At 50.7% G+C, this 24,585-nt stretch carries 24 protein-coding genes; 7 read left to right on the top strand and 17 right to left on the bottom strand.

Translation table 11 applies throughout. The features are described from left to right. Positions 1-67 precede the first annotated feature (67 nt). The gene (locus ACO0LI_RS18665) at positions 68-937 is read right to left on the bottom strand and encodes a PhzF family phenazine biosynthesis protein (protein ID WP_423034397.1); all 870 of its coding nucleotides are present in this window, start codon (positions 935-937) and stop codon (positions 68-70) included. A 19-nt stretch (positions 938-956) separates the two neighbouring features. Further along, a complete protein-coding gene (locus tag ACO0LI_RS18660) occupies positions 957-1,946 on the bottom strand; it encodes an XdhC family protein (RefSeq protein ID WP_423034395.1) in 990 nt (329 codons plus the stop codon). A gap of 167 nt (positions 1,947-2,113) precedes the next feature. On the opposite strand from ACO0LI_RS18660, the gene ACO0LI_RS18655 reads away from it, so the two are divergent. Further along, positions 2,114-3,622, top strand: a complete 1,509-nt coding sequence (locus tag ACO0LI_RS18655) for a peptide MFS transporter (protein WP_423034393.1) — start codon at positions 2,114-2,116, stop codon at positions 3,620-3,622. A 50-nt stretch (positions 3,623-3,672) separates the two neighbouring features. Here the strand turns inward: ACO0LI_RS18655 and ACO0LI_RS18650 are convergent, their stop codons facing one another. Next, positions 3,673-4,533: a DUF1653 domain-containing protein gene (locus ACO0LI_RS18650; protein WP_423034391.1), complete on the bottom strand. Its 861-nt coding sequence runs from the start codon at positions 4,531-4,533 to the stop codon at positions 3,673-3,675. 464 nt (positions 4,534-4,997) lie between these two features. Between ACO0LI_RS18650 and ACO0LI_RS18645 the strand changes: the two genes are divergently transcribed. The 3 genes from ACO0LI_RS18645 to ACO0LI_RS18635 all read left to right on the top strand — a co-directional run bounded on the left by ACO0LI_RS18645 (position 4,998) and on the right by ACO0LI_RS18635 (position 9,101). Continuing rightward, on the top strand, positions 4,998-6,287 hold the full coding sequence (locus tag ACO0LI_RS18645; protein ID WP_423034389.1) for an MFS transporter: 1,290 nt from the start codon (positions 4,998-5,000) through the stop codon (positions 6,285-6,287). Between the two features lie 159 nt (positions 6,288-6,446). Continuing rightward, entirely contained in the window at positions 6,447-8,711 is a 2,265-nt protein-coding gene (locus ACO0LI_RS18640) for an OPT family oligopeptide transporter (RefSeq protein WP_423034387.1), read from the top strand. 120 nt (positions 8,712-8,831) lie between these two features. Continuing rightward, the gene (locus ACO0LI_RS18635; RefSeq protein WP_423034385.1) at positions 8,832-9,101 is read left to right on the top strand and encodes a hypothetical protein; all 270 of its coding nucleotides are present in this window, start codon (positions 8,832-8,834) and stop codon (positions 9,099-9,101) included. 118 nt (positions 9,102-9,219) lie between these two features. Here ACO0LI_RS18635 and flgL read toward each other — a convergent pair whose 3' ends face one another. The 11 genes from flgL to flgB form a co-directional block, all read right to left on the bottom strand. Next, positions 9,220-10,446, bottom strand: a complete 1,227-nt coding sequence (gene flgL / locus ACO0LI_RS18630; protein WP_423034383.1) for a flagellar hook-associated protein FlgL — start codon at positions 10,444-10,446, stop codon at positions 9,220-9,222. Between the two features lie 8 nt (positions 10,447-10,454). Further along, positions 10,455-12,713 carry a flagellar hook-associated protein FlgK gene (flgK, locus tag ACO0LI_RS18625; protein ID WP_422952093.1) on the bottom strand — a complete coding sequence of 753 codons (2,259 nt, stop codon included), beginning with the start codon at positions 12,711-12,713 and terminating at the stop codon, positions 10,455-10,457. A gap of 115 nt (positions 12,714-12,828) precedes the next feature. Beyond that, entirely contained in the window at positions 12,829-13,737 is a 909-nt protein-coding gene (flgJ, locus tag ACO0LI_RS18620) for a flagellar assembly peptidoglycan hydrolase FlgJ (RefSeq protein WP_423034381.1), read from the bottom strand. 9 nt (positions 13,738-13,746) lie between these two features. Then, positions 13,747-14,835 (bottom strand): flagellar basal body P-ring protein FlgI, encoded by a 1,089-nt coding sequence (locus ACO0LI_RS18615; RefSeq protein WP_422952181.1) that lies wholly within the window; start codon positions 14,833-14,835, stop codon positions 13,747-13,749. Positions 14,836-14,906: 71 nt separating this feature from the next. Next, entirely contained in the window at positions 14,907-15,575 is a 669-nt protein-coding gene (locus ACO0LI_RS18610; RefSeq protein WP_422952095.1) for a flagellar basal body L-ring protein FlgH, read from the bottom strand. 45 nt (positions 15,576-15,620) lie between these two features. Further along, positions 15,621-16,403, bottom strand: a complete 783-nt coding sequence (gene flgG, locus ACO0LI_RS18605) for a flagellar basal-body rod protein FlgG (protein WP_422952096.1) — start codon at positions 16,401-16,403, stop codon at positions 15,621-15,623. Between the two features lie 86 nt (positions 16,404-16,489). Beyond that, positions 16,490-17,230 carry a flagellar basal-body rod protein FlgF gene (gene flgF / locus ACO0LI_RS18600; RefSeq protein ID WP_423034379.1) on the bottom strand — a complete coding sequence of 247 codons (741 nt, stop codon included), beginning with the start codon at positions 17,228-17,230 and terminating at the stop codon, positions 16,490-16,492. A gap of 60 nt (positions 17,231-17,290) precedes the next feature. Next, positions 17,291-18,628, bottom strand: a complete 1,338-nt coding sequence (gene flgE / locus ACO0LI_RS18595) for a flagellar hook protein FlgE (protein ID WP_422952098.1) — start codon at positions 18,626-18,628, stop codon at positions 17,291-17,293. Between the two features lie 72 nt (positions 18,629-18,700). Next, positions 18,701-19,375 (bottom strand): flagellar hook assembly protein FlgD, encoded by a 675-nt coding sequence (locus ACO0LI_RS18590; RefSeq protein WP_422952099.1) that lies wholly within the window; start codon positions 19,373-19,375, stop codon positions 18,701-18,703. A 22-nt stretch (positions 19,376-19,397) separates the two neighbouring features. Beyond that, complete coding sequence (gene flgC, locus ACO0LI_RS18585; protein WP_422952100.1) at positions 19,398-19,802, bottom strand: flagellar basal body rod protein FlgC; 405 nt, start codon at positions 19,800-19,802, stop codon at positions 19,398-19,400. A gap of 15 nt (positions 19,803-19,817) precedes the next feature. After that, positions 19,818-20,222 carry a flagellar basal body rod protein FlgB gene (gene flgB, locus ACO0LI_RS18580; RefSeq protein WP_422952101.1) on the bottom strand — a complete coding sequence of 135 codons (405 nt, stop codon included), beginning with the start codon at positions 20,220-20,222 and terminating at the stop codon, positions 19,818-19,820. A gap of 182 nt (positions 20,223-20,404) precedes the next feature. Here flgB and flgA point away from each other — a divergent pair, with 182 nt between their 5' ends. From flgA to ACO0LI_RS18565, 3 genes are all read left to right on the top strand, one after another. Next, on the top strand, positions 20,405-21,133 hold the full coding sequence (flgA, locus tag ACO0LI_RS18575; protein ID WP_423034377.1) for a flagellar basal body P-ring formation chaperone FlgA: 729 nt from the start codon (positions 20,405-20,407) through the stop codon (positions 21,131-21,133). Positions 21,134-21,259: 126 nt separating this feature from the next. Next, a complete protein-coding gene (gene flgM, locus ACO0LI_RS18570; protein WP_423034375.1) occupies positions 21,260-21,565 on the top strand; it encodes a flagellar biosynthesis anti-sigma factor FlgM in 306 nt (101 codons plus the stop codon). A gap of 3 nt (positions 21,566-21,568) precedes the next feature. Further along, on the top strand, positions 21,569-22,060 hold the full coding sequence (locus ACO0LI_RS18565) for a flagella synthesis protein FlgN (protein ID WP_162040918.1): 492 nt from the start codon (positions 21,569-21,571) through the stop codon (positions 22,058-22,060). A 181-nt stretch (positions 22,061-22,241) separates the two neighbouring features. Here ACO0LI_RS18565 and motD read toward each other — a convergent pair whose 3' ends face one another. Genes motD through ACO0LI_RS18550 form a run of 3 tightly spaced genes read right to left on the bottom strand, consistent with a single transcriptional unit; the run spans position 22,242 to position 24,577 of the window. Beyond that, entirely contained in the window at positions 22,242-23,093 is an 852-nt protein-coding gene (motD, locus tag ACO0LI_RS18560; RefSeq protein WP_423034373.1) for a flagellar motor protein MotD, read from the bottom strand. Between the two features lie 30 nt (positions 23,094-23,123). Next, entirely contained in the window at positions 23,124-23,864 is a 741-nt protein-coding gene (locus ACO0LI_RS18555; protein ID WP_422952105.1) for a flagellar motor protein, read from the bottom strand. After that, positions 23,846-24,577 (bottom strand): RNA polymerase sigma factor FliA, encoded by a 732-nt coding sequence (locus tag ACO0LI_RS18550; RefSeq protein WP_162040915.1) that lies wholly within the window; start codon positions 24,575-24,577, stop codon positions 23,846-23,848. Before ACO0LI_RS18550 ends, ACO0LI_RS18555 begins: the two co-directional genes overlap by 19 nt. Positions 24,578-24,585: the final 8 nt, after the last annotated feature.

Genomic DNA, 24,585 nt, shown 5'->3' with positions numbered 1-24,585 from the left:
CTTCCCGTGCTTTATGTCTATTTATATGCTGCCCAGCCCGATTTAAGCCCGATTCAGAAGAATTTGCCTAGATTTGCAGCTGGCCTTGTGCAATTTCTATCACCTTGCCACCTACCCGTATGCTTTTGTCTGTCGCCACATCCAGATAAAGCTGGCATGGCCGCCTGACTTGTGCCCCCTGGGCTATGCGAATACTGACTGGCAAATCACGCCCCTGATGCTGCCACCAGCCACCCAGGTTGGCACAGGCAGAACCTGTACCCGGGTCTTCTGCAAAGCCGCCGCCTTGCTTGGCAAAGAAATAACGTGACGTTACGGACAGACGTTCGTCACCCGTTTCTTGCTCATCAAAGGCAAATACATAGACAGACTTACGTCCCAAACTATTGGCAGGCCAGACAGGCAACTTGCTGACGTCTGGCGTGGCACGTAAAACCGCATCGCGTGAATTCAGGGGTAACAGCATTTGTTCGCTACCAGTGTTGATCCACAGCGGCGCAGAATGAACATCGCTTTCATCCAGGCCCAGCAGGGAAGCCGCTTCGGCGACAGATAGACCACCGGCATTGACCACAGGTTCGCCTTTATGTGGCGTGGTCAGCGTCCAAATTCCATTCTCAAGACGCAAATCGACCAGGCCTGCTTTGCACTCAAGCGTAATCTGGCTGGAATTGCTGAGGTTGCCAACCACCTGCGCCGTACCCAGGCTGGGATGCCCGGCAAAGGGCATTTCTGTTTCTGGCGTGAAGATACGCATCCTGGCGGTAGCGACATCTGAGGGTAATACAAACACTGTCTCAGACAAATTGAATTGCAGGGCCAGTGCCTGCATTTGTTCATCTGACATGTCCGTGGCATTTTCAAAAACACATAGCGGGTTACCACCGAGAGTTTCTTCGGCAAACACATTCAAGAGACGAAAAGCGTAGTTAGTCATTATTCTTTTTCAAAAAAAATCAGGCCAGCGTCGATTTGGCATGGGCAACATTGACTTCGGCAGGCAGCAGGATGCGATTTTTTACCGCCGTCAATTCAGCCAGTATGGAAATCGCAATCTCGGCTGGCGTCTTGCTGCCTATATACAAGCCTATGGGGCCGTGGAGTTTTGCCAGTTGTTCGTCATTGACGTCAAACTCTTTTAATCTCTCACGTCGTTTGGCATTGTTAATACGCGAACCGATAGCACCAACATAAAAAGCATCAGACTTCAAGGCCTCCATGAGGGCCAGATCGTCAAGCTTGGGGTCATGCGTCAGTGCGACGACGGCACTACGGCTATCCAGTTGCATTTCCAGTACCAGGTCGTCTGGCATCGCATGTATCAATTGCACACCTTCGACTTGCCAGCCACTGCGGTATTCTTCACGCGGGTCGCAGACCGTGACCTGATAATCCATACCGACCGCAATACTTGCCAAAAAGCGTGACAACTGCCCCGCCCCTATGATGAGCAAGCGCCAGCGTGGGCCATGTACGGTTGTCAAGGCATCTCCAGTAAACTGCAATTGCTGGCCCGGGTCTGCCCTGGCAAGTGTCACGTCACCGCTACGCAAATCCAGTCGTCGCGCCAGTAATTCATGTCTTTGCAAACCCTGCAGCAAGGCATCGAGCTGGCTGCGTGCTGATAAGGGTTCTATTGCCAGTTCTATCGTGCCGCCACAGGGCAGACCAAAGCGGTGCGCTTCATCAGCGGTAATGCCATAGGTGACGATCTCTGGTAAATGACGCTGCATGCCTTCGCGCTGCACTCTTTCTATCAAGTCATCTTCTATACACCCACCGGAGACAGAACCTACCACCTGTCCATTGCCGGCAATAGCCAGCGTTGCGCCTTCGGGCCTTGGGCTGGAACCCCAGGTCTTGATGACAGTGACCAGTTCGCAGGCTTGTCCTGCCTTGATCCAGGCGTCGCAGGTTTTGAGTACTTCGAGATCTATGCTGTCCATTGCTTCCTATGATCTTGTTGATTCAGATTTGAGCTGACTTGACTATCATTCATTTTCGCATGTTTTTGACTTTGACCTTTCCCATAGAAATTATCTATACAAATTGTCTTATTTCCAGTATTTCTTTGCTTTACAATGCCTGCCAGACCACCACTCTGGAGACCACCTTGTCCACAATCAAACAAAGACTGGCTGCCGTACCTGAAGGCGCAGGCGCATTGTTTTTCATACAGATTTTTGCCACCCTGGGCTTTGCCGTACTGTATTCCACCCTGGTGCTGTATGCGACCAAAAAACTGGGTTTTACGGCCAAGGATGCCACGGCCATCATGGGAGTGTTTGGTGCATTTAATTATGGCCTGCATTTGTTTGGTGGTTATCTGGCAGGTCGTTTTATCAGTAACCGCAATCTGTTTGTTGGCGGCATGATCCTGCAAGTCATAGGCTGTGCGACTATTTCTGTAGGTACTTCAGCCACCATGTACTGGGGACTGGCCTTCTTCCTGACGGGTAGTGGCCTGAACGTCACCTGTCTGAACCTGATGCTGACGCAGCGCTTCAAGCCTGAAGATAATCGTCGTGAAAGTGCCTTCCTGTGGAATTATGCGGGCATGAACCTGGGGTTTTTCATCGGTTTCACCGCTGCCGGTTATTATCAGCTGCAAGAAGACTATGCCAGCCTGTTTATCTTCGCCACCATAGGCAATTTCATGGCGATCGTGCTGGCAGCAGTCAACTGGCGCAGACTGTGTGACTTGAACACGACCCTGCTCGATGCCACCGCAAACCAGTTCCGCTGGCGCTTTCTGGTCGGCCTGGCGGTCATGGCTGGTCTGGTACCACTGGTTGAATTCATGCTGCACCGCGCTGAGATGACTGGCAATCTGGTCATGATCATCAGCATTGCGATTGCTGTCATTTTCATTATTCTGACTGCCATTCACAAAGAACCACGCGAACGCAATAATATGACGGCCTATGTCTTGCTGACCATAGGCTCACTGGTATTCTGGACACTGTATCAAATGGCCCCGATGGGCTTGCAACTGTTTGCCGTCAGTAATGTAGATCGCATGGTCTGGGGTTATGAAGTGGCGCCGCAATGGATACAAAACATCAACAGCTTCGTCATCATGTTCGGTGGCCCGCTGATGGCGATGTTGTTCGACAAATTGCGTGCCAAGGGCTGGAATATTGATATCCCGCGCCAGTTTTCTGCTGCGCTGATACTCATCGGCCTGGGTTTCCTTGTCCTGCCCATAGGGATAGCAACTGCTGCCAGCAATGGCCTGGTGGCTTTCAAATGGATATTTATCAGCTACATCCTGCAAAGCATTGCTGAGCTACTTATTTCGCCTATCGGTTATGCCATGATAGGCAAACTGGCACCGCGCCAATATCAGGGCGTCATGATGGGCACGTGGATGCTGGTAACAGGTACAGCATCTATTCTGGCCAGCAAATTCTCAGGCTTGATCCCTGAGGCGACTGAAGGTCTGGCCTCATCCACCAATCCAACCTATAACTACATTTTCTCCTTGCTGGGCTGGAGTAGCGTTGGCGTGGGCATCGTCCTCATCATCCTGATCCCTGTCTTGCGCAAACTGATTACCGATGGACCTGCCAAGGAGGCATCGGCAGCAGCAAGCCCAGTTGCACAAGCAGAACCGGCATAACAAGAAAAGCAACAGGCAAGGCGGGCACGATCAAATGTGCCCGCCTTTTTTTATTCCTTGATGGGAGTAAAACGCATGACTTCTGCGCCATTGATCTGCAGCATTTCAAAAAAGACGGCCCTGGGTCTGGTCCAGATGGAACCATCATGCGAGCGATAGACTATGACGGGGCTTAAATCAGATTCTTGCGTCGCCTCACACACCAGCTCATAAATCCCGCCTTTGTAATGCCGAAAGCGTTGCACACCCTTGGTCTTTATCAAGGGCACCGGCGTCGAATCAGCCGCAATCTCAGTTGCTCTGTGCTTTTTTAAGAATGCTGGCACTTTTACTGCGGCCAGCTTGTTAATGTCTTGCAGCAAACGCGGGTCTATCGCAGCATAGCCATAGCGCTGGCCCAGCTCGCTGGCTATGCGCAGGATCAGATTTGATGCGACTTCTGCATCTGCCTCTGCCCTGTGAGCAGAACCTTTGAAACGTATGCCCATGGAAGCCGCCAATGGCCCCAGAGAATAAGTGCTCAAGCCAGGAAATACTCTGCGCGCCAGTTTGACGGAACAAATCACGCCGTCATGAGCAGGCCACAGGCCCAGCCTGTCACTCTCGGCCAACAAGAACTTTTCATCAAAACTGGCATTGTGGGCAGCCAATGTATCAGTACCGATAAATTCCACCAATTCAGGCAGCACTTCGGATGCTGGTGGTGCCCTGTCCACCATGGATTGGGTAATGCCTGTCAATTCAGTAATAAAATAAGGGATACGCACATTGCAATTGATGAGACTGACATAACGATCGACGATTTCACCACCGACTATGCGCAAGGCTGCCACTTCGGTAACGCGCCCTCCCTGGTCTGGTGACATGCCGGAGGTTTCAAAGTCAATCATGACTACTGGTTTTTCAAACATCATATTTTTTTCACTAGCGGGAACTTATGAAGAGCAATACAATCTATTCATATCTTGCGTCAATAAAAATTTTTGGCGCTGGGTAATTATCTGATTCAATTCACATTCACTTTCAACCCTCAGGACTCGGGTAAATGCACTTTCAAACTACAGCGTCACTAGCAACACCGTGGTGCAACCAGGCTTTTCAGCACTGGCGACGTAGCTTTGCGCATACCCCAAGCCCCATTAAGTTCGAATAGCTCTACGAGTTCGACTAATCTGCGCTAGCCGCCAGATGCTCCGATGATACGGCAGTAATCGCTGCCCCAGTTTGTTCAGCCATACAGGCCAAACCAGGCATTACATATCATCCATCTTTGCTTTTTTTGCTACATCCTGGTTGCGCATAGACGCCCAGACCTGTGTACTACTATTCATCTCGTCAAGAATAAAGACACGGGCAAATTATTGTATTGCTCATTATGAAAAATAAAATCTTAGGACTGTTTTCGCTCCCGGAAAGGGATTTATTACGCGATCTTGTGTATCGGCGTCTCTGGACTTCGATATTGATCAGCTCATTTGGTGCCCAGGTCACCATGCTCGCCCTGCCGCTGACTGCCGCCCTGTTGCTGCATGCCAGTGCCACACAGATGGGCATGCTGACCTTCATGGAAATCCTGCCCTTTGTCTTGCTGTCACTGCCCTCTGGCGTATGGCTGGACAGGGTACGCAAGCTGCCAGTGTATGTAGTTGGCGAAATCATGATCTCCATCTCGGTCGCCAGCGTGCCTGTAGCCTGGTGGCTGGGTTATCTGAACATGAGCTGGCTATATGTAGTTGGCTTCATGATAGGTGTGGTCAATACCACGGCGGGTACGGCTTCGCAAATCGTACTGACACAGATCGTGCCACGTGACCGCCTGGTGGAAGCACATGCAAAAAATGCACTGGCAACCTCAGGGGCTGAAGTTGCGGGCCCTGCCACGGCTGGCGCATTGATCAAGTTGCTGGGGGCACCGATAGCCCTGCTGGCTGATGCAATTCTTTTACTGACATCCGCTGTGATCTTGCGCGGCATTCATGTCAATGAAGTCAGGGAGCCACGTGCAGACGCACATTTCTGGCGTGACTTGAAGGCAGGCCTGTCCTTTGTCGTCAATAAACCTTTGCTGATCGCACTGGCACTGACGGTGGGTGGCTGGCAGCTTTGTTATAACGCGGCTCTGGTGGTGCAAATTCTGTTTGCTACTCGCGAACTAGGTTTGTCCGAGCAGGCCGTTGGCCTTAGTTATATGGGTATGGGTGTGGGTACGATTATCGCCAGTGTATATGGCAGCCGTATCAGCCGCAATATCGGGCCTGGCCCATGCATGGTACTGGGCGTGGCAGTCTGCGGTCTGGGCTGGGGCTTGCTGGCTTTAGCACCGACCAATAACTGGGGTATCGCCGCATTTGGTTTCATGCTGATGTGCTTCTCCATAGGTGGCGTGCTGATTTTCATTAACTTCCTGGCTTTGCGCCAAGCTGTCACGCCAGAAGCCATGTTGGGCCGCATGACCAGTACTATGCGCTGGCTGATATTGATACCCGCCGGGCCTGGTGCACTGATAGGTGGCTGGTTGGGTGAACACATGGGTTTGCGCTATGCCCTGGGTTTTGCCGGTGTGGCAGCCTTGTTGCTGGCGATACTTGCCGCAAAAAATCCTATCATCCGGGGCATTACGGTCTTGCCGCGCCTGAGCAAACAGGAGGAGATGCAACAAGTTTAAGGATGGCATTGCAAATAGGCTGAAAAAAGCGTGATAATGCGCGAATATTTATGTTTTTTTAGCTACCCCCCTCAGGAGACCAGAGGGGGATTATTTATTCGCCGTGCTGGAAACAGATCACCCTCTTATTCAGCTTTTTTGACAACAATAGGTAGACCAATGCCAACAGAAATGTCAACACCTGATGCCAAGCCGGGTTTCAAACCCTACATCCCAGCCTCAGCCCAGCTTCCCGAAATGACCGCAAGAGCCCTGATCATGGGTGTCTTGCTAGGCATGGTTTTCGGTGCATCTTCATTGTATTTGGTACTCAAGGTCGGTTTGACCGTCAGTGCTTCTATACCGGTAGCGGTGATTGCCATCACCCTGTTCCGTCTGGGTAATAAGCTGGGCGCAAAAGATGCGACCATCCTGGAAAACAGTATTACCCAGACCGCAGGTTCCGCTGGTGAGTCCCTGGCCTTTGGCCTGGGCGTGACCATGCCGGCTATCCTGATCCTGGGTTTTGACCTGGAAATTTCCCGCGTCATGCTGGTTGGCTGCCTGGGTGGCTTACTGGGTATTTTGCTCATGATCCCCATGCGCAGAACCATGATCGTGGAAAAACATGATGAGCTGAAATACCCAGAAGGCACGGCCTGTGCCGAGGTCTTGAAAGCAGCAGCGACTGACTCTTCCCGCGAAGCTGCTGGTGAAACAAATAATCCCAACGCAGCAGATGATGCCAGCAAACGTGCGGCGATTATCTTTGGCGGCTTTGGTATCGGTCTTTTATACAAGATCGCCAACGTCGCTTTGAAGGGTTGGAAAGATACGCCGGAAGTCGTATTCGGTGCCCCACTCAAAGGTGGTTCGCTGGGCGCAGAAGTATCGCCTGAGCTGCTGGGCGTAGGCTACATCATCGGCCCGCGTATTGCATCCGTCATGGCAGCTGGTGGTGTCATGTCTTATCTCTTGCTGATACCCATGATCAAGTTCTTTGGTGATGCATTGAGTGTGCCTCTGGCCCCTGGAACCAAGCTTATCAGCGAAATGAGCTCACATGATGTGCGTGGCGCTTACATTCTGTACATCGGCGCTGGCGCGGTTGCGGCCGGTGGCCTGATCAGCCTGATGCGTGCGATGCCGACTATCTGGCGCAGCCTGTCGGCTGGTTTGTCCGGTCTCGGTAAAGGCGCAGCGGCAGCCACTGCACCGCTGCGTACTGACCAGGATATCCCGATGAAGTGGGTCGTCATCGGTGCGCTGGCCATTATTGCTGTCATTACATTTGCGACACCGCTGCACATGAACTTCCTGGGTGCCTTGCTGATCCTGGTATTCGGCTTCCTGTTTGCCACCGTATCGTCCCGTCTGACTGGTGAGATTGGCTCTTCTTCCAATCCTATCTCTGGCATGACGGTAGCGACCCTGCTGTTCACCTGCCTGATCTTCCTGATCATGGGCTGGACTGGTGGTCAATACTATGTGACGGCCCTGTCTGTCGGTGCGATCGTCTGTATCGCTTCCAGTAATGCCGGTACGACGTCACAGGATTTGAAGACCGGTTACATCGTTGGTTCGACACCGCGTTTGCAGCAATATGCAATTCTGGCAGGTGCGCTGTCGTCTGCCCTGATACTTGGCCCTATCCTGTTGAAGTTGAATGATTCTGGCACGGTCTATGTACCAGCAGCGCAAGTTGCCCCAGCTCTGCAGACAGATGCATCGAAACTGACTGACACTGCGCAACTGCAAGGACCACAAGCTGATACAGACAAAGGCACATACAAGGTCTGGCACAAGAATGACAATGTCGGCGGCCCTGCCGGTAAATACTTTGTCGACAATGCAGGTAAGGCAGTCTATCTGGTTGACCCGGGTATCAATGGTGCTTACAACAAACGCCCTGATGGTACTGAAGTCAAGAAATACGATGCACCTAAAGCCGTGCTGATGTCTTACATCATCAAGGGTATCCTGGACAGGCAACTACCATGGACCCTGGTCTTGTTTGGCGTGATGATTGCGCTGGTACTGGAAATGGCAGGCATCCCATCGTTGGCCTTTGCGGTGGGCGTGTATTTGCCACTATCATCCTCTGCCCCGCTGTTTGTTGGCGGCATGATACGCTGGGCGGTAGATCGTCGTAACAACAAGCTGGAGCACAACAAGCATCTCAGTGAAGAAGAGAAACAGGCAGCGGGCGACCGCAGTTCTGGTGTCTTGCTGTCTTCCGGCTATATTGCCGGTGGTGCGCTGGCTGGTATTGTGATTGCCTTCACGGCAGGTATCCTGACTGATTTTGACAAGAAAATCGGCGACTGGGCGACGGCAAACAACCCCTTCTTTGAAGGTGTCAATGCCAATGCCCTGTCCATGATCCCTTACGCATTGATCATCATTGCGCTGTATTGGGTAGCACGGGAAAAGAAAACTTCCTGACACCAAGAGTTGAAATCTGAAAGGCTTGATTGCTTGAAACAATCAAGCCTTTTTATTTTGCCTGCGGCAGAATGGCAGAGACCAAGTACAATATCTGAAAATAATTTACCGGAAATAGCCATGTCTGCACCTCAAGCTGCTGTCGATTGCAAAAACCAACCCGTCGTTTTAGGTGATATCGTCCGCGTAGTCAATCTCGACAAAAGATTTATCAAGAGTTTTCCTGCAGATGAACGCATCCTCATAGAATCGATGATAGGTCAGTTTTTCAAGGTCATTGCCATTGATGAAGAAGGCGCACCTTGTGTCGTGCGTGAATGGCATGATGAACGTGGCATCATGCAAACCCATGTCATAGCACTTGATGCAGAAGATATGGAAAAGATTTAAAAGTCAGGATGACCTGAAAAAAAAGCAGCCGAGGCTGCTTTTTGTTTTTGAACCTGAATTTAAACCTGAATTTAAACCTGAATTTAAATCTGAATTTAAATCTGAATATCAGAGACTCTTAACGGATATAGTCAAACAATGACAGGCCAGATGTCTTGACAAATGACTGCTGCGCTGCCTGCAAGGTAGTTTGTTGCTGATTGAGTTCAGTAATCGCCTTGGCATAATCCAGGTCCAGCAAAGAAGACAAATCCTGTTTGAAAGCGACGCCTTTGGCATCACCCTCACTATCAAGGTCATCAATCTCTTTCAGGCTGGTGCCCAGTTGCGCGCGCGCGGTCAATACATTATTCAAAGACTTGTCGATATTGTTATTGCCTTGTGTAAGCGCTGCAGTCAAATCTTTTTTTGCTGCCGCAGTACCCGCAGGCGTGTTCAAGGCATTGATGATATCGGTGACAGTTTCAAAGATATTTTGATTACCTGGCTGCACTGAAAACTTATCGTTTGGGCCTGGCGCGGCAACTGGTGGACCACCCGCGTTGGTGACATTCAAATCTATACCATCAAAAGTAACCGTCGCGCCGCTAACATACGGGGTCAATGGAACCACCACATTACCTGTGGTTTTATTTGTCACAGTGAATGAAGTACCCAGATTATCAAACGCCACTTCGTAATTATTACCCGTCAGATTCGCTGAAGTAGCGGTATTAATTGTAGCTGCAGCGACCGCGGTGCCTACATTAGACGGATTTGGCTGCACATTGAACTGGCCAGCCGAGGTACGGATATTTTGGAAAATATCTATGCCAGGGCTACTGAGGGGTATTTGCCTTGAGGTGTCTGCCTGGATAAAGCGCTGCCCCTGATCACCATTATAAACAGCACTACCCGCTGTCTTGGTATAAGGGGCGGTAGTCGTATTAAAACCAGAAAACAAGTAATTGCCGACACCATCAGTCGCATTTGCCTGACCAAATAACTGATCAAGATTGCCTTGCAATTGCTGGGCGATAAATCCACGGTCGGTATCGTTGTAAGAACCATTGCCCGCCTGCACAATTAACGCCTTGATATTGTGCAGCGTATCGGTAACATTGCTCAGCGTACTTTCAGCAATACTGAGATTATTCTTGGCAGCTTGCCTGTTCGTGGCGAACTGGGTATTTAAAGAATCTGACTGGGAAATCACCAGCGCGCGTGCAGAGGCAATCGGATCATCTTCCGGTGTCAATACACGACGGCCAGCAGCGATTTGCTGTTGGGTCTTGTTCAAACCGAACTGCAGATCGCTAATATTGGAGCCGCCAGTTTGATAAATAGTGCTGGTACTGATACGCATAATAACCTCTATCTGCCCAACGCCAATAAGGAGTCAAACAATGTACTTGCAATTTGCATCAACTTGCCTGCCGCCTGATATGCCTGTTGATAGCGCAATAAGTTGGCGGCTTCTTCATCGAGATTCACACCTGATTCAGTTTGCTGTGCAGTGATATTTTGCGCCAGCAATTTTGTTTCTGAAGCACTGGTAATTTGCAATTCATGTGCCTTGTTACCCACCAGGCTGACGAACTGGGCATAACCACCCTGGAAGGTGGTCGTGCCACCACCTACAGTATTTTTCGTTTGCAGATTGCTCAACAAAACCGCATTACGGTTATCACCAGAGCCATTGGTATTCGGAGCAATATTAAACACATCGCCATTGGCAGGATTGCCAGACACAGAGAAGCTGAAGCCGTTATAACTGATCGTGGAACCAGATGTATATGGTACTGCCGTACCTGCCGGATAAGTGGTTGCTACACCCGCATTTGTTACCGTGACATTGGCCGTAGCCGGGAAACCAGTGAGCGTATTACCAGCGGAGTTAAATGTCAGCGTACTAGGTGCTATCGGCAAAGCCTTGGATACCGTAAACACATCGCCATTGGCTGGCGGAGCAGCACCATCCTTGATAGAAAAGCTGACGCCACTAAAACTGATGGTTGCACCACTGGTGTAAGGAACAGTCGCTGGTGGCGGATAAGTAGTTGTAACAGCGCCGACTTTAACCGATACTGTTGCACCCGCAGGAAAACCGGAAATAGTATTCGCTGGCGAAGCAAATGTCAGGTTGACTGGTGAATTCAGGGTCGAACCAACATAAGAATCATCGGCAGTTGCCGGGCTAATCGTCGCCGTTGCAGAATTGCTGGCAGATGCCACCTGCGAATCGGCAACACCAACACTGATCTTGCCCGTGCCCGTATTGGTGGTCGGGAAAGATGTCGTCAAAGGTCCAGCTGCGGCCAGCTTGGCAGGGTCTTGAATCGCCACCGCCAAACTCGAACCACCTGCTGCTGTCGGCCTGATCAGGAATTCATCGCCTGCTGCCGGAACTGCCGCAGCCGGCGGTGGGGCCAATTGAAAATTAATACCATCAAATTTCAAAGGCAAAGTTGCAGAAGACTGCGTTGCACCATCAGACAAACGGGTAATTTTATAATTGCCACCCACAAATTGCAGGCGATAGTCGCTGGTCGTCAAAGCGCTTGTATCAGTGATAGACGCATTGATCGCAGCCGTAGACGTATTGAGCGCGCTCGGTGTTGATACAGGAGCCGCAACTGTAAAGAAGTCACCGCCAACCTGCCCGTTCAAATCCAGCCCCAGTTTTTGCTGGTCGTTAAATTGCGTGGCCAGGCCTATCGCTATCCTGCCTATGCTGTTTTTGGCGACATCCAGTGTACTTGAGCGGAAGTCGAACAAGCCGCCAAGTTTACCACCGCCAAAGCTATTTTCAGGCAACAAGACTGAAGAACCGTTGACGAGGTAAGAAACTTCAGTACGGCTGGGGTCAGTCAATGACTGGCCGACTTGCAGTTGCGTCACATTGCTGCCAAGTACCAGTGGCTGGCCATTGCCAATAAACACATTATATTTTTCGCCTTGCGGCACAACGCTGACCTTGGTCAGCTTGCTCAGTTCAGTGATCAGTTGATCCCTTTGATCCAACAAATCATTGGGGCCACTATTACTGCTAGACAGACCCTTGGCTCTTTCTATAGTGTCATTCAAACTGGCTATTTGCGAAGCATAGCTGTTGATGGCACCGACAGTCGTACCAATTTGCCCATTGACGTCGTCAGTGATCTGGTCGAGACGTGTTTCCAAACCATTGATGCGGCCAGCCAGCGATTGTGCTGACGACAATGCAGCCTGGCGCGCAGCAGCGCCAGCCGTACCGTTAGGGCTGGCAGCCAGATTCTGGAAAGCCTTGAAAAAATCTTGCAAAGCAGGCGTCACACCTGCGGTGGGGTCTGCCACCAGGTTATTGATCTGACTGATCTGGCTGTAATACACATCAGCCTGGTTTTTTGTTGATTGGGAAGCATTGACCTGACCAGCCAGGAAAGAATTGTATTGGCGCTGTATCTGCGTAACCGACACCCCTTGCCCGATAAATGAGCCGCCGAGATTTTGCGGTTCATTCGCAGCTTGCAGGATAGTTTGGCGGTTATAGCCAGGAGTTGACGCATTGGCAATATTATGACCGGTCGTCGCAATGCCCAGCTGTGCAGCGGACAGTGCTGATTGCCCAATACCAAATATATTTGATCCCATAATTGAACCTGCTCTTTTGCTAAGTTAGCCACCCAGTGCCATCAATCATGTTTTCGGTGCGTTTCGGTAAAACTTTAATCTGATTGCACTTTCACTGGAGAAACCTATGGTGAGATTACGTAGAAAGGGAGTTTTTGATAATCTTTGTCAACTTGTTGGCATACTCAGGGTCGGTCGCATAACCGGCTTTTTGCAAGCCCTGGGCAAAGCTTGTTGCATCTTTGGCATTAGCCATCACGTTTTCATAACGCGGATTCTTGGTGATCAATTTAGCATAGTCTTTGAATGCATCAGCATAAGTATCGTAAGCCTTGAATTTTTCAACCCTGCGCTGGGCTACGCCATTCACATATTCTGTTGTAACTGCATCAACTGTCTTGCCTTTCCAGCCCTTGGTCGCCTTCATGCCAAAGATATTATGGCTGGTCGAACCATCCACGGTCTTGATTTCACGGCGCCCCCAACCACTTTCCAAAGCAGCCTGGCCCAACATGAATTTGGCGGGGATACCGGTTTCCTGGCTGGCCTGCTCAGCATGGGCAGACAATTTCTCCTGGAACTCGCGCACGTGGTTTGGCCCGGTAAACGCGGTTTTTGGCGCATTTGCGGGCATTTGTTCGAATTTGAGGTTATCCAGATAAGTGTTGATACCGCGCATGCTGGCAGGGTTGGTCAGACTACCCGAGCCGGTGGCAGGGTCTGATTCCAGCGCCTGGTTCATGGCATTATTTGATAACTGCCTGACCAGCACATCTCCCAGGCCCACGCCTTTCTTGGCCATGGTCTGTGACAATTGCTGATCCAGCATGGAGGTGTACATACGGCTTTGCTCACTGTCAAACATGCCATCCTGACCACCGGCCTGGCGCATGGACTTCAGCATCACGTTCAAGAACAGCGCCTCAAACTGTTGAGCAGCACCCTTGATTGCGTCGGGCGAATTATTCCTGGCCGATTGCTTGAGTTCATCCAGACCTTTGGTGTCAAAGGCTGTTTTATCGGTGAAATCGGTGCGCCCTATCATCGCGATTCCTTAGATAATTTCCAGGTCTGCACGCAAGGCACCGGATGCCTTGATGGCCTGTAATATGGCCAGCAAATCTTGCGGTGTCGCACCTATGGCATTGAGGGCCTTGACCACTTCAGCCAGTGAAACACCAGCCTTTAGTATCATCAATTGACCCGCATCTTTCGAGATCGTGACGGTTGAATTGGCAGTAGGCGCTGTCTGTCCGGCCGCCAGTGCATTTGGCTGGCTCACTGTATTGTCGGTATTGATGACGACAGACAGATTGCCGTGGGCGACCGCACAGGTTTCCAGCGTCACTGCCTGGTTCATGACGATAGAGCCAGTCCTGGCATTCAAGATCACCTTCGCTGCCATTTGCGCTGGCGTCACATCAATATTTTCCAGATTGCCGAGAAAGCTCACGCGTTGATCGGCAGAAATTGGTGCTTTCACCTGTATCACACGGCCATCCATGGCGGCTGCCGTGTCCGGGCCAAAGCGGCGGTTAATCGCATCCACCACACGGCTGGCGGTAGAAAAATCAGAGCTGTTCAACTCCAGCTGTATGGTAGATCCCTGTGAAACTGAATTGGGTACCGCCCTCTCAACCGTCGCACCACCAGAAATTTTACCGACACTTAAATGATTGACCTGGGCCTTGCTGCCGTTTGCCGAAGCACCCACGCCACCAACCAGCACATTCCCTTGTGCCATGGCATAAATCTGGTTATCCGCACCTTTTAAAGGTGTCATTAACAGCGTGCCGCCACGCAAACTTTTTGCGTTACCCATGGACGACACCGTGATATCCAGGGTCTGCCCGGGTTGGGCAAAAGCTGGCAAGGAGGTAGTCACCATGACTGCGGCCACATTCTTTAATTGCAGGCTGGTTCCCACAGGGATGGCGACGCCCAGTTGCTGCATCATGCTGATGATACTCTGCACTGTGAACGGGGTTTGCGTAGTCTGGTCACCACTGCCATCGAGACCGACCACCAGCCCATAACCAAGCAACTGATTTTGCCGCACGCCCTGTATGCCTGCCAGGTCCTTGATGCGCTCTGCCCGACTTTCCGGCGCGATCATGGCAGTCATGACTGCCATGGCAAGCATGGCTGCCCTGATCATTCTGGAGGTGGAAAGTGCGTTCATAAAACTACCCTGAGAGTTTGCTAAAAAATTCGCTATAAAGGAAGGAAACTAAGGAAAAACCGCGAAAACATCGAACTCATTTCTGTCATATCAATCTTCGATGTAGAGCGATATTCAAATCGCGCATCTGCCACCTGCGTCGAAGCGACAACATTACCTGCTGCTATCGTGGTGGGATTGATCACACCAGAAAAACGCACGAATTCTGCTCCTTTATCAAAGGCCAGTTGTTTCTCACCGCTGACCAGCAAATTCCCGTTAGGCAGCACATCAATGACAGTGACGGCGATCGTGCCGGTAAAATTATTACTGGCAGTCTGTGCGCCCTTTTCATCATATTTGGTCGATGAAGAAGTCGCCAGACCAGCCTGTGCCGTGGTCGTTGCCGGCACACCAAATACCGTAGGGGCAGCAAAGGACGCTGCACCAGATTTGCTGTTCGACGCTGCAGCTGCCTTGCCCGCAGAAGTTTTTTCGACGATGGATATGGTCAGAGTGTCGCCTACCAGACGGGCCCGCGCATCTTCATACAATGGGCGATAAGTGGCTTGCTGGAAAATTGCACCATTCGCCTGCTTTTGCGGCCTGGCTGATTGCGCCGGAATGGATGTGGGCTGGTGCACGATAGGAGGCGGCGTCATCGCGCAAGCCGTCAGTGCCAGCAGCGGCAAGAGTAGGGATAATTTTGTATAGGTCATCATGTGCTCACTCACCAGGGTACATCCATATGGATGCCGGTTAATTCATTACAGTTGCGACAGTCGTTGCAACATCTGGTCTGAAGTAGTGATCGCCTTGCTGTTGATTTCATAGGCTCGCTGGGTCTGTATCATATTGACCAGCTCTTCTGCCACGTTCACATTCGATGTTTCAACAAAGCTTTGCATCAGCAAGCCGGCGCCATTGGTACCAGGCGTATTCGTCCCCGGGTTGCCAGAGGCTGCAGTTTCTACATACAGGTTTTCACCCATCGCCATTAAACCAGCAGGGTTGATAAACGTAGCCAGTTGCAGTGAGCCGACCTGCACAGGTGCTATCGAACCTGGCTGGGTCACCGAGACCGTGCCATCACGCCCGACCGTAATCGATTGTGCATTGGCAGGAATAGTAATCGCAGGCTGAATAACAAAACCGCTGGAAGTGACCAACTGCCCCTGGTTATCAGTCTGGAAGGAACCATCACGGGTATAGGCAGTAGAACCATCAGGCAGCAAGACCTGGAAAAAGCCCTGCCCCTGAATTGCCACATCCTTGCTATTACCAGTTTGCTGCAAATTGCCTTGCGTGAAAATCTTTTCTGTTGCAACCGGGCGAACACCTGTACCGAGTTGCAGGCCAGACGGCAATTGCGTTTGTTGCGAACTTTGTGCTCCAGGTTGGCGTATATTTTGGTACAGCAAATCCTCGAACACGGCACGTGAACGCTTGAAGCCATTGGTGCTGACGTTGGCCAGATTATTGGATACGACATCCATCTGCGTTTGCTGCGCATCGAGGCCAGTCTTGGCTATCCATAGTGAACGTATCATTGCTTTCCCCTTTTGCCCTGGTTTACTTTGCATCGCTTGATTTTCGCGGCAAAGACTTCTACAAGGCTATTGTGCTACATCAGCACTCAACTCAAAGTCAGGATCTGACTGGCTTTAGTGGCGTTATTCTCGGCATTCTGCAAAAGCTTCATTTGCATTTCAAAGCTGCGCGCGAGATTAATCATGTTGACCATGGATTCGACGACATTCACATTACTGTTTTCCAGCATGCCACCAGCCACACCGACCAGAGGGTCAGCATCAACGGCTACGCCGTCCTTGGTTTTGAATAAACCATCATCGCCGCGCACCAGATTTTCTTCTGGTGGGTTGACCAGCTTCAGGCGGCCTATGACTTGCACTGCATTTGGCTTGGTGCCGGTGGGTATGGTCGATACCGTACCGTCTTTGGCAATCGCAATTGATACTTCCGGCGGTATGGTGATGGGCCCGCCATCACCGACGACATTCAAACCACTCTGGGTTTGCAAAATACCGTTTTCATTGACCCTCAAACTGCCATGCCTGGTAAAGGCCTCGGTGCCATCTGCCTTCTCCACCACCAACCAGCCCTTGCCTTCAACTGCCACATCCAGTTCACGCCCGGTGTTTTGCATGGCGCCGGTAGAAAAATCAGTACCGACCGTGGCATCCACGACGAAAGCGCGGGTAGCGAGACCATCGCTTTTGACAGGCACGGCACGGAATGAATCCAGCTGCGCCCGGAAACCAGTGGTCGAGACATTGGCCAGATTATGTGAGACGGTAGCCTGCTGCTCAAGGATATGCTTGGCACCGGTCATCGCGGTATATACCAGTCTATCCATGAGCTGCTCCTGTTTGCCTGAGATTTAAAAGACGCATGTCAATTCAAATAAAAATCACTATTAACGCAGGTTGACCAGCGTCTGCAAAACCTGATCCTGGGTTTTAATGGTTTGTGCATTGGCCTGATAAACACGTTGTGCCGTGATCATATTCACCAACTCACCCGTCAAATCTGTATTGGAATCTTCTGTCGCAGACGAAGTCAAGGTTCCCAATGCGCCAGAATTTGGTGGGCCGACCAGGGAATTACCAGAAGCCGCCGTTTCTATCCACTGGTTGTCACCCGTCGATTGCAAACCGTTAGGATTGGTAAAATTCGCCAGCACCACTTGCGCCAGAACAGATGTCTTGCCGTTGGTGTAACTACCGACGATAGTGCCATCCTTGGCCGTATTGAACTTCGCCAGTTTGCCGGACGCATAACCGTCCTGGGTATTTTTACTGACGCTGAAATCAGAACCGAATTGCGTCGTACCGGTGAAATCGTATTTGATATCCAGTGTTGTATTAATTGGCGTCACCGCACCTGTACTGACGGGCACTGTCAAAGTGGTTGCACGCGGATCAGTTGCAGAAAACTGTGGCGTCACATTACTCAATCTACCCAGGTTATCAAAGCCAAGGCGAGTAATGGAATTTGTTGTAGCACCAGCACCATTAATCAAGACACCATCCACCGTAGCGAAGACATCCCATTCGATGGTGACAGGTAAGGTTGGAGGAGCCGGATTAATATTGTCACGTTTAACAAAAAATGACTGGACCACATGCGAGTTACCCAGACTATCAAATACCGCTACCGAGGTCGAGCTACTATAAGTAGTCGGATCAGTCGCACTGAATGCGATAGGGGTAATCACTGGCGGTATGGTCGCTGGCAATTGCGTGCCTGGAACCAGCTTACGCGAATCGAGATTCATGACTGCATTGATGGTCGTTGTTTGCGCAGGCGGAATATCAGCAGTATTGATATTGATAGGCGCAGCGGCACCAGTCGACAATACACCGGCGGCATTGGCTACATAACCTGTCAATTGTGCACCTTGCGCATTGACGATATTACCGAGTTTGTCGAGCTGGAACTGACCATTACGTGTGTAGGTAATCGCACCATTGGTCGACATGCGGAAGAAGCCGCCACCGTTGATTGCAATATCCAGCGGGTTATTCGTCGTTGAGATATTACCCTGCGTGAATTGCTGCACGACGCCCGACACCTTGGTACCAATACCAACCGTACCTGCAGAAGAGCCATTCAGTGAGTTGGCATAAACGTCGGCAAATTGCGTCTGTCCCTGCTTGAAACCCACGGTGCTGGCATTGGCAATATTATTACCAATCACATCCAGGGATTTGGAAGCGGCGTTAAGTCCACTCAGTCCTTGTTGAAAACCCATGATATTTCTCCCTTACTTAGGCTAGTTCGTTCACTTTTTACTGCAGGATTTGATACAGGATTACTCCAAGGATCAATAAATTTGTCTTACATCATTCATGCTTATATCACCAATATTCGGCAGACTGAGCTTCAAGCCCTGAGAGCCAGAGGTGATGCTGGATACCACGCCAAATGCGAGGCTGGTTGCATCCAGTTTTTTATCTGCCGCATTGGCGACAAATTCAAACTTGTAGGCACCGTTGGCGGCTGTCGTACCCGCATCGGTTTTACCATCCCAGGTCAGGGTATTTACACCTTGTGGCAAAGCACCCAGCGTTATCTTCCGGACTACGGCATCTGAGCTGTCACGGATCACCACGTCAACATTGCTGGCTGCCTGTGGCAATTCAACACCGTAAATCCCTTTGCCATCAGTGACTACCATGGTATTGCCCGGGGCTATCACGCCATGGCCTATCATATTGGCAGCCTGCAGGTTTTGCCCGCTCTGGAAACTGGCACCCAGAGCGGTCACAGATGCATTCAATTTATCGATACCCGAGACCGTTGATAATTGGGCAAGCTGGCTGGTCACCTGGGCATTGTCCATGGGGTTCAGCGGGTCCTGATTCTTTAGCTGGGTGACCAGCAAGGTCATAAAGGTGTTTTTTGCATCTTCAGTCGAATTTGTCGAAGCTTTTGCTCCGTTCATCGTCGCCAGCAATGTTGGATCGACGGTGCTGCTTTGTACGCCAGTGGTAGCCATGATCTATTCCTTACAGAAAATCCTATTGCCCTAAAGTCAAGGTTTTCAGCAGCATGGTTTTTGCTGCATTCATGACTTCTACATTGTTTTGATATGAACGTGATGCTGAAATCATATTCACCATTTCTTCCACTACATTCACGTTCGGCATGGCGACGTAGCCTTTTTCATCTGCCATAGGGTGTTTTGGGTCATACATCAGTTTAGGCGGATTAGTATCTTCTACAACCTCATTTACCTTGACTGCTGTAGAAGCCGTGCCCGCGACCGGCACTGCAGTGAATACCACCTGCTTGGCCTTGTAAGGCGTACCGTCTGAGCTGGTGACACTGTCGGCATTGGCAAGATTACTGGTCACCACATTCAGACGCTGAGACTGCGCACTCATGGCTGATCCGGCAACATTGAAGACATTAAAGAGTGACATGATGGTTATCCTTGATTATCCCTGTATCGCTGCCAACATATTCTTGATCTGCATATTGATGATGGTCAGGCTGGCCTCATAACGCAGGGCATTGTCGGTAAATTGATTGCGTTCCACATCCATATCAACGGTATTGCCATCAACACTGCCCTGTACTGTGGGGCGATATTGTGGTGTCATGCCTGCCACGCTACCCGGAGTGTCTATATGCTGATCTGCAGTCTTGCTCAAGGCGGTTGGCGACTGGTTCAGGTTTTGCCCCAAGGCATGGCTCAGCGCGCTGGAAAAATCAATATCCTTCGCCTTGTAATTGGGCGTGTCAGCATTGGCAATATTGGATGCGAGCAACTGCTGACGCTGTCCACGAACTGATAGTGCAGCCTCATGGAATTTCAAAAAGTCATCTAACCTGCCAACCATCTTCCTCTCCTTCGCCATCGCGCCATACGCTTAAGGCACACAAGGGTTTTCTATACCTTGCATCTTATTCGTCAGGGCGCAAGTTTGATCAGGCGAGCAGAAAGGGAAAAACCCGTTTATTCAAGCATTCAAAAACGCCTGCGAATCCTAAAATGGAGTTCAGCACAACCCCGGCAGAAAACATGATGAAAGCCGCAAAGATATTCAGCAAACCCAACTACAAGCAAGTTTTGGCTCTGTCCTTGCTGAGCCTGACATGCCTGAGTCAGGCTGCACCCATCAGCCAGGTTCAGGACGCTGCGCAGTTGCGCAAGATCGCTCTGGACTTTTTGACAATGCAGGCATCCGGCCTTAGCAATGACGTACAGGTAACAGTGGGCGAAGTCGATAAACGCCTCAATCTGCAAGCCTGCGACAACCCCAGCCCTTATTTATTACCTGGCAGCAAACCCTGGGGGAAAGTCACCCTGGCAATACGCTGCACGGCCCCCGCTCCCTGGCTGGTGTATTTGCAGGCGAACGTGCAAGTGACTGCAGATTATTACGTGGCAGCCAATGCGCTTACCCATGGGCAAGTCATCTCACTCAGCGATTTAAACAAACAAAGGGGTGATATTGCGAAATTGCCCGCCGGCGTCATCACCGCGCCCGAGCAGGCGATAGGCAAAACCATGCAGGTTTCGATGGCTTCTGGCGGCGTCATGCGCCTTGATGCCCTGAAAAGCCCTGCGGTAGTGCAACAAGGACAATCGGTGCGGGTCATCAGCAATGGCCCAGGTTTCCAAGTGACAACAGATGCCATCGCCCTCAATAATGCGGCAGATGGACAAATTGCCAAGGCCAAGACCAGTTCAGGGCAAACCGTCAGCGGTGTTGCCAAGAATGGTGGCATTATAGAAATAGTTTACTGATAGCAAGATATTTGTAGCTGGAATTAAGTACATGCAATATTTTTTCACAGTAAGGTTAAAGTTTAAAATTACACAGCCGATAAACTGGATGTAGATGTTTGTAAGTCCCACACTGAGGGTATCGCTGTGAAAATTGATGACGCACTAAATAAGACCGCGGGACTGCCAGTCAGCCCGCAACAGGCTCGCACGGAAAAACCCGCAGAAACCGCGGTACCCGTGGCGAATTCGTCGAAAGTACAAATTTCGACCCTGTCTTCACAGCTGCAAGCCTTGCAAAGTACGCAAGCAAGCAGTGCTGTGTTTGAGACGAAGAAGGTGGAAGCTATCAAGCTGGCCATTTCTGAAGGACGCTTCCAAGTCAATTCAGAAAAAGTCGCTGACGGGCTTCTAGAAACAGTTAAAGATTTGCTCAACTCCAGAAAACGTTAACAAATGAACGCAACAGGTTCCGGACATAGCGCTATTCAACAATGCCTGCAAGAAGAAGTGAGCATCATGTCTTCGCTCGCTGATTTGCTCAAGCAAGAGCAGGCGGCATTGGTAGAAAGCGATATAGTCCAGCTCAATGATTTTACCCAGAGCAAGGGACAGCTTGTGGTCAAAATGACAGAACTGGAAAAAAAGCGTAACAGCTTTTTGAATGAACTTGGATTTAATGCTGACATAGACGGCATGCAGGCTTATTTGCAGCAAGCTGGCGTCGCTCAAACCAGTGCTCAAGACTGGGATGCGCTATTGCAACTGACTGTGCAAGCCAAAGAAGACAACCGCACCAATGGTTTGCTGATCAATCGCAGACTATCGCTGAACCAGGCAACCTTGCATTTACTGCAAAAAAATAATAATCAGGCCGGCTCCATGTATGGGCCCAACGGTCAATCGACCGTCAAAACTACGCTCGGCAAGGGCTATATCGCTACCTGATCGAGCTTGCACGATCCTGCTTGCGCATTGATGACGCTCTGGTGATTTCGCCGGAGACTATCTCTGATCACGACTTCCTTACCTTTATCGAACTGCGCTGAACATACTCAGCTGACAATACTGCGCTGACTATCCCGCCCGCAACTGGCAAAACTTCTTAATCTCCAGGATTTTCAGGCTTTCAAGGCCCCGGCGCCGTGCCAGACAAGGATGCCGCCACTGGCCGCGCCGCTTGTGCAGGCAATGATGTTGCTGCCGGCCCAGATGCCGGGCTCAAGGGTACCTCTACCGCAGGCTCAGGCAATACTGCCAGTATGGTGACGGATACGCGCCTGTTCCTGGCTCGCCCTTCCGGTGTGTCATTATCACTGACAGGCAGTTTTGCCCCCTGCCCTACAGCAGTCACACGGTTTTCATCCACCCCATTTTCAGTGAGCAAACGGGCAACCGTACTGGCGCGTACAGCCGACAATTCCCAATTTGACGGGAAGATGGGGTTATTGATAGGCAGATTATCAGTATGCCCCTCGACCTGTATCGCATGGGTATCAATCTTGAGAACACCGGCAATCGCCCTCAGTGCCTGTATGGAATCGACATTCAGGCGCGCATCACCAGGAGCGAACAAAAGACTGGCATTGATTTCTATAGTGATACCACGGCTAGTCTGAGTGACCCTGACCTTGCCTTCGCGCACCAGTGGCTCCAGCACGGTCATAATATCTTTGGCCATGGTCGTCATTTGCGCTTTTTCTTTGCGCAAACCTTCATTGATACGGTTTTTAACCAGAGGCAAGGGATCGAGCTTGATTTTTTGCTCAATCTGCGCATCGACAGGCTTGGGATTCACCGTCATGACTTTGCCAAAGGCACCGGTCAGTGAGTTGGACAAGACCCGGTATTTACCCTCATTCAACGAAGAAATGGCATACATGACAACAAAAAAGGCAAACAGCAAGGTAATAAAATCCGCGTAAGAAACCAGCCATCTCTCATGGTTGTCTGGTTCTTCGTGATATTTTTTCCTTGCCATAAGTATATTTTTTCAGTTTCACTGCATCGCTTAATTGCGATGGTTGGTCAGTCTTTCTTCCACCACACGCGGGCTGTCACCCAGAGCGATACTATAAAAAATATCAGACAACATTTCACGGCGCGTAACTTCGCGGCCTATGATTTCTTTTAATTTATTGCTGATTGGCAAAAACAACAAATTGGCCATGCCCACACCGTAAATAGTGGCAACAAAGGCAACAGCGATGCCGCCACCGAGTTTGGACGGGTCGCTCAGATTTTCCATCACATGGATAAGCCCCAGCACCGCCCCCAAAATGCCTATGGTAGGTGAATAACCACCGGCAGCATCCCAGATTTTGGCAGCCTGGCGTTGCTCCATTTCATACAGTGAAATATCGACATCAAGTATGTCTTTCAGGCGTATCGGGTCTATGCCATCGATCACCAGACGCAGGCCCTTGCTGATGAAAGGGTCGGATGAGGCATTCATATAACGCTCAAGGCTCAAAAAACCTTCACGCCTGGCAACCACACTCCAGATCAAAGCATCTGCGATATTTTTTTTACTGCTGTCTGGTGGTTCAGAAACGATCCAGCGCAGCATGCGCACGCCACGCCTGAAGGTATTGAGCCGGCTTTGCAGCAGCACGGCGCCCAGCGTACCCACCACCACGATGACAAAGGCAGCGGGTTGCACCAGAGAAGACAGGCGCCCGCCTTCCATCAACTGTCCGGTGACTATGCCAAATATCACCAGTACCAATCCGATTACGCTAGCCCAGTCCACGCTTTCTCCCTTAAGTATGCCCTGAGCCTGGCAACCGCCTGACTATGTAATTGTGAGACCCGTGACTCTGATACCCCCATCACGGCACCAATTTCCTTGAGATTCAACTCCTGCTCGTAGTACAGACCCATCAGCAGTTTCTCGCGCTCCGGCAAGCTGTCTATCGCACCGATGACGGCGTCACGGAAGTCGTCATTCAGCAAATCCTGCAGCGGATCGCCAGAAAAATCGGAGCAATAGTGGTCAAGGAAATGCTCCTTTGTGTCGGCATCATGAAAGTCTTCGTAATAGACGAGTTGATGCCCGCCGCTGTCGGTCAGCAGGTTCTGGTACTCTTCCAGGCTCAGCTTGAGTGACTTCGCCACCTCGGTTTCCAGCGGTGGCCTGCCCAGCTTTTGCTGTAGCACATTCATGGCATTTTCTATCTTGCGCATGTTCTGGCGCACGCCACGCGGCAGCCAGTCACTACTACGCAATTCATCCAGCATGGCACCCCGTATGCGTTGTACCGCATAGGTTTCAAACTGGGCGCCATGGGTATCTTCGTAGCGGTTAACGGCATCCAGCAGGCCTATCATACCGGCCTGCACGAGATCGTCCACCTCCACACTGGGAGGCAGGCGCGCCTTCAACTGGTAAGCCAGACGCTTGACCAGAGGCGCATGCTCCCTCAAAAGGAAGTTTTTATCTGATTTTCCGCTCGCGGTGTACATTTTTCTGA

Origin of the sequence: Undibacterium sp. Tian12W, from assembly GCF_049339405.1 — a bacterium.
In the GTDB taxonomy this organism is placed as follows: domain Bacteria; phylum Pseudomonadota; class Gammaproteobacteria; order Burkholderiales; family Burkholderiaceae_D; genus Undibacterium.
Note: the sequence above shows the minus strand (reverse complement) of the source record. Positions and strands in the feature narration are given on the sequence as shown.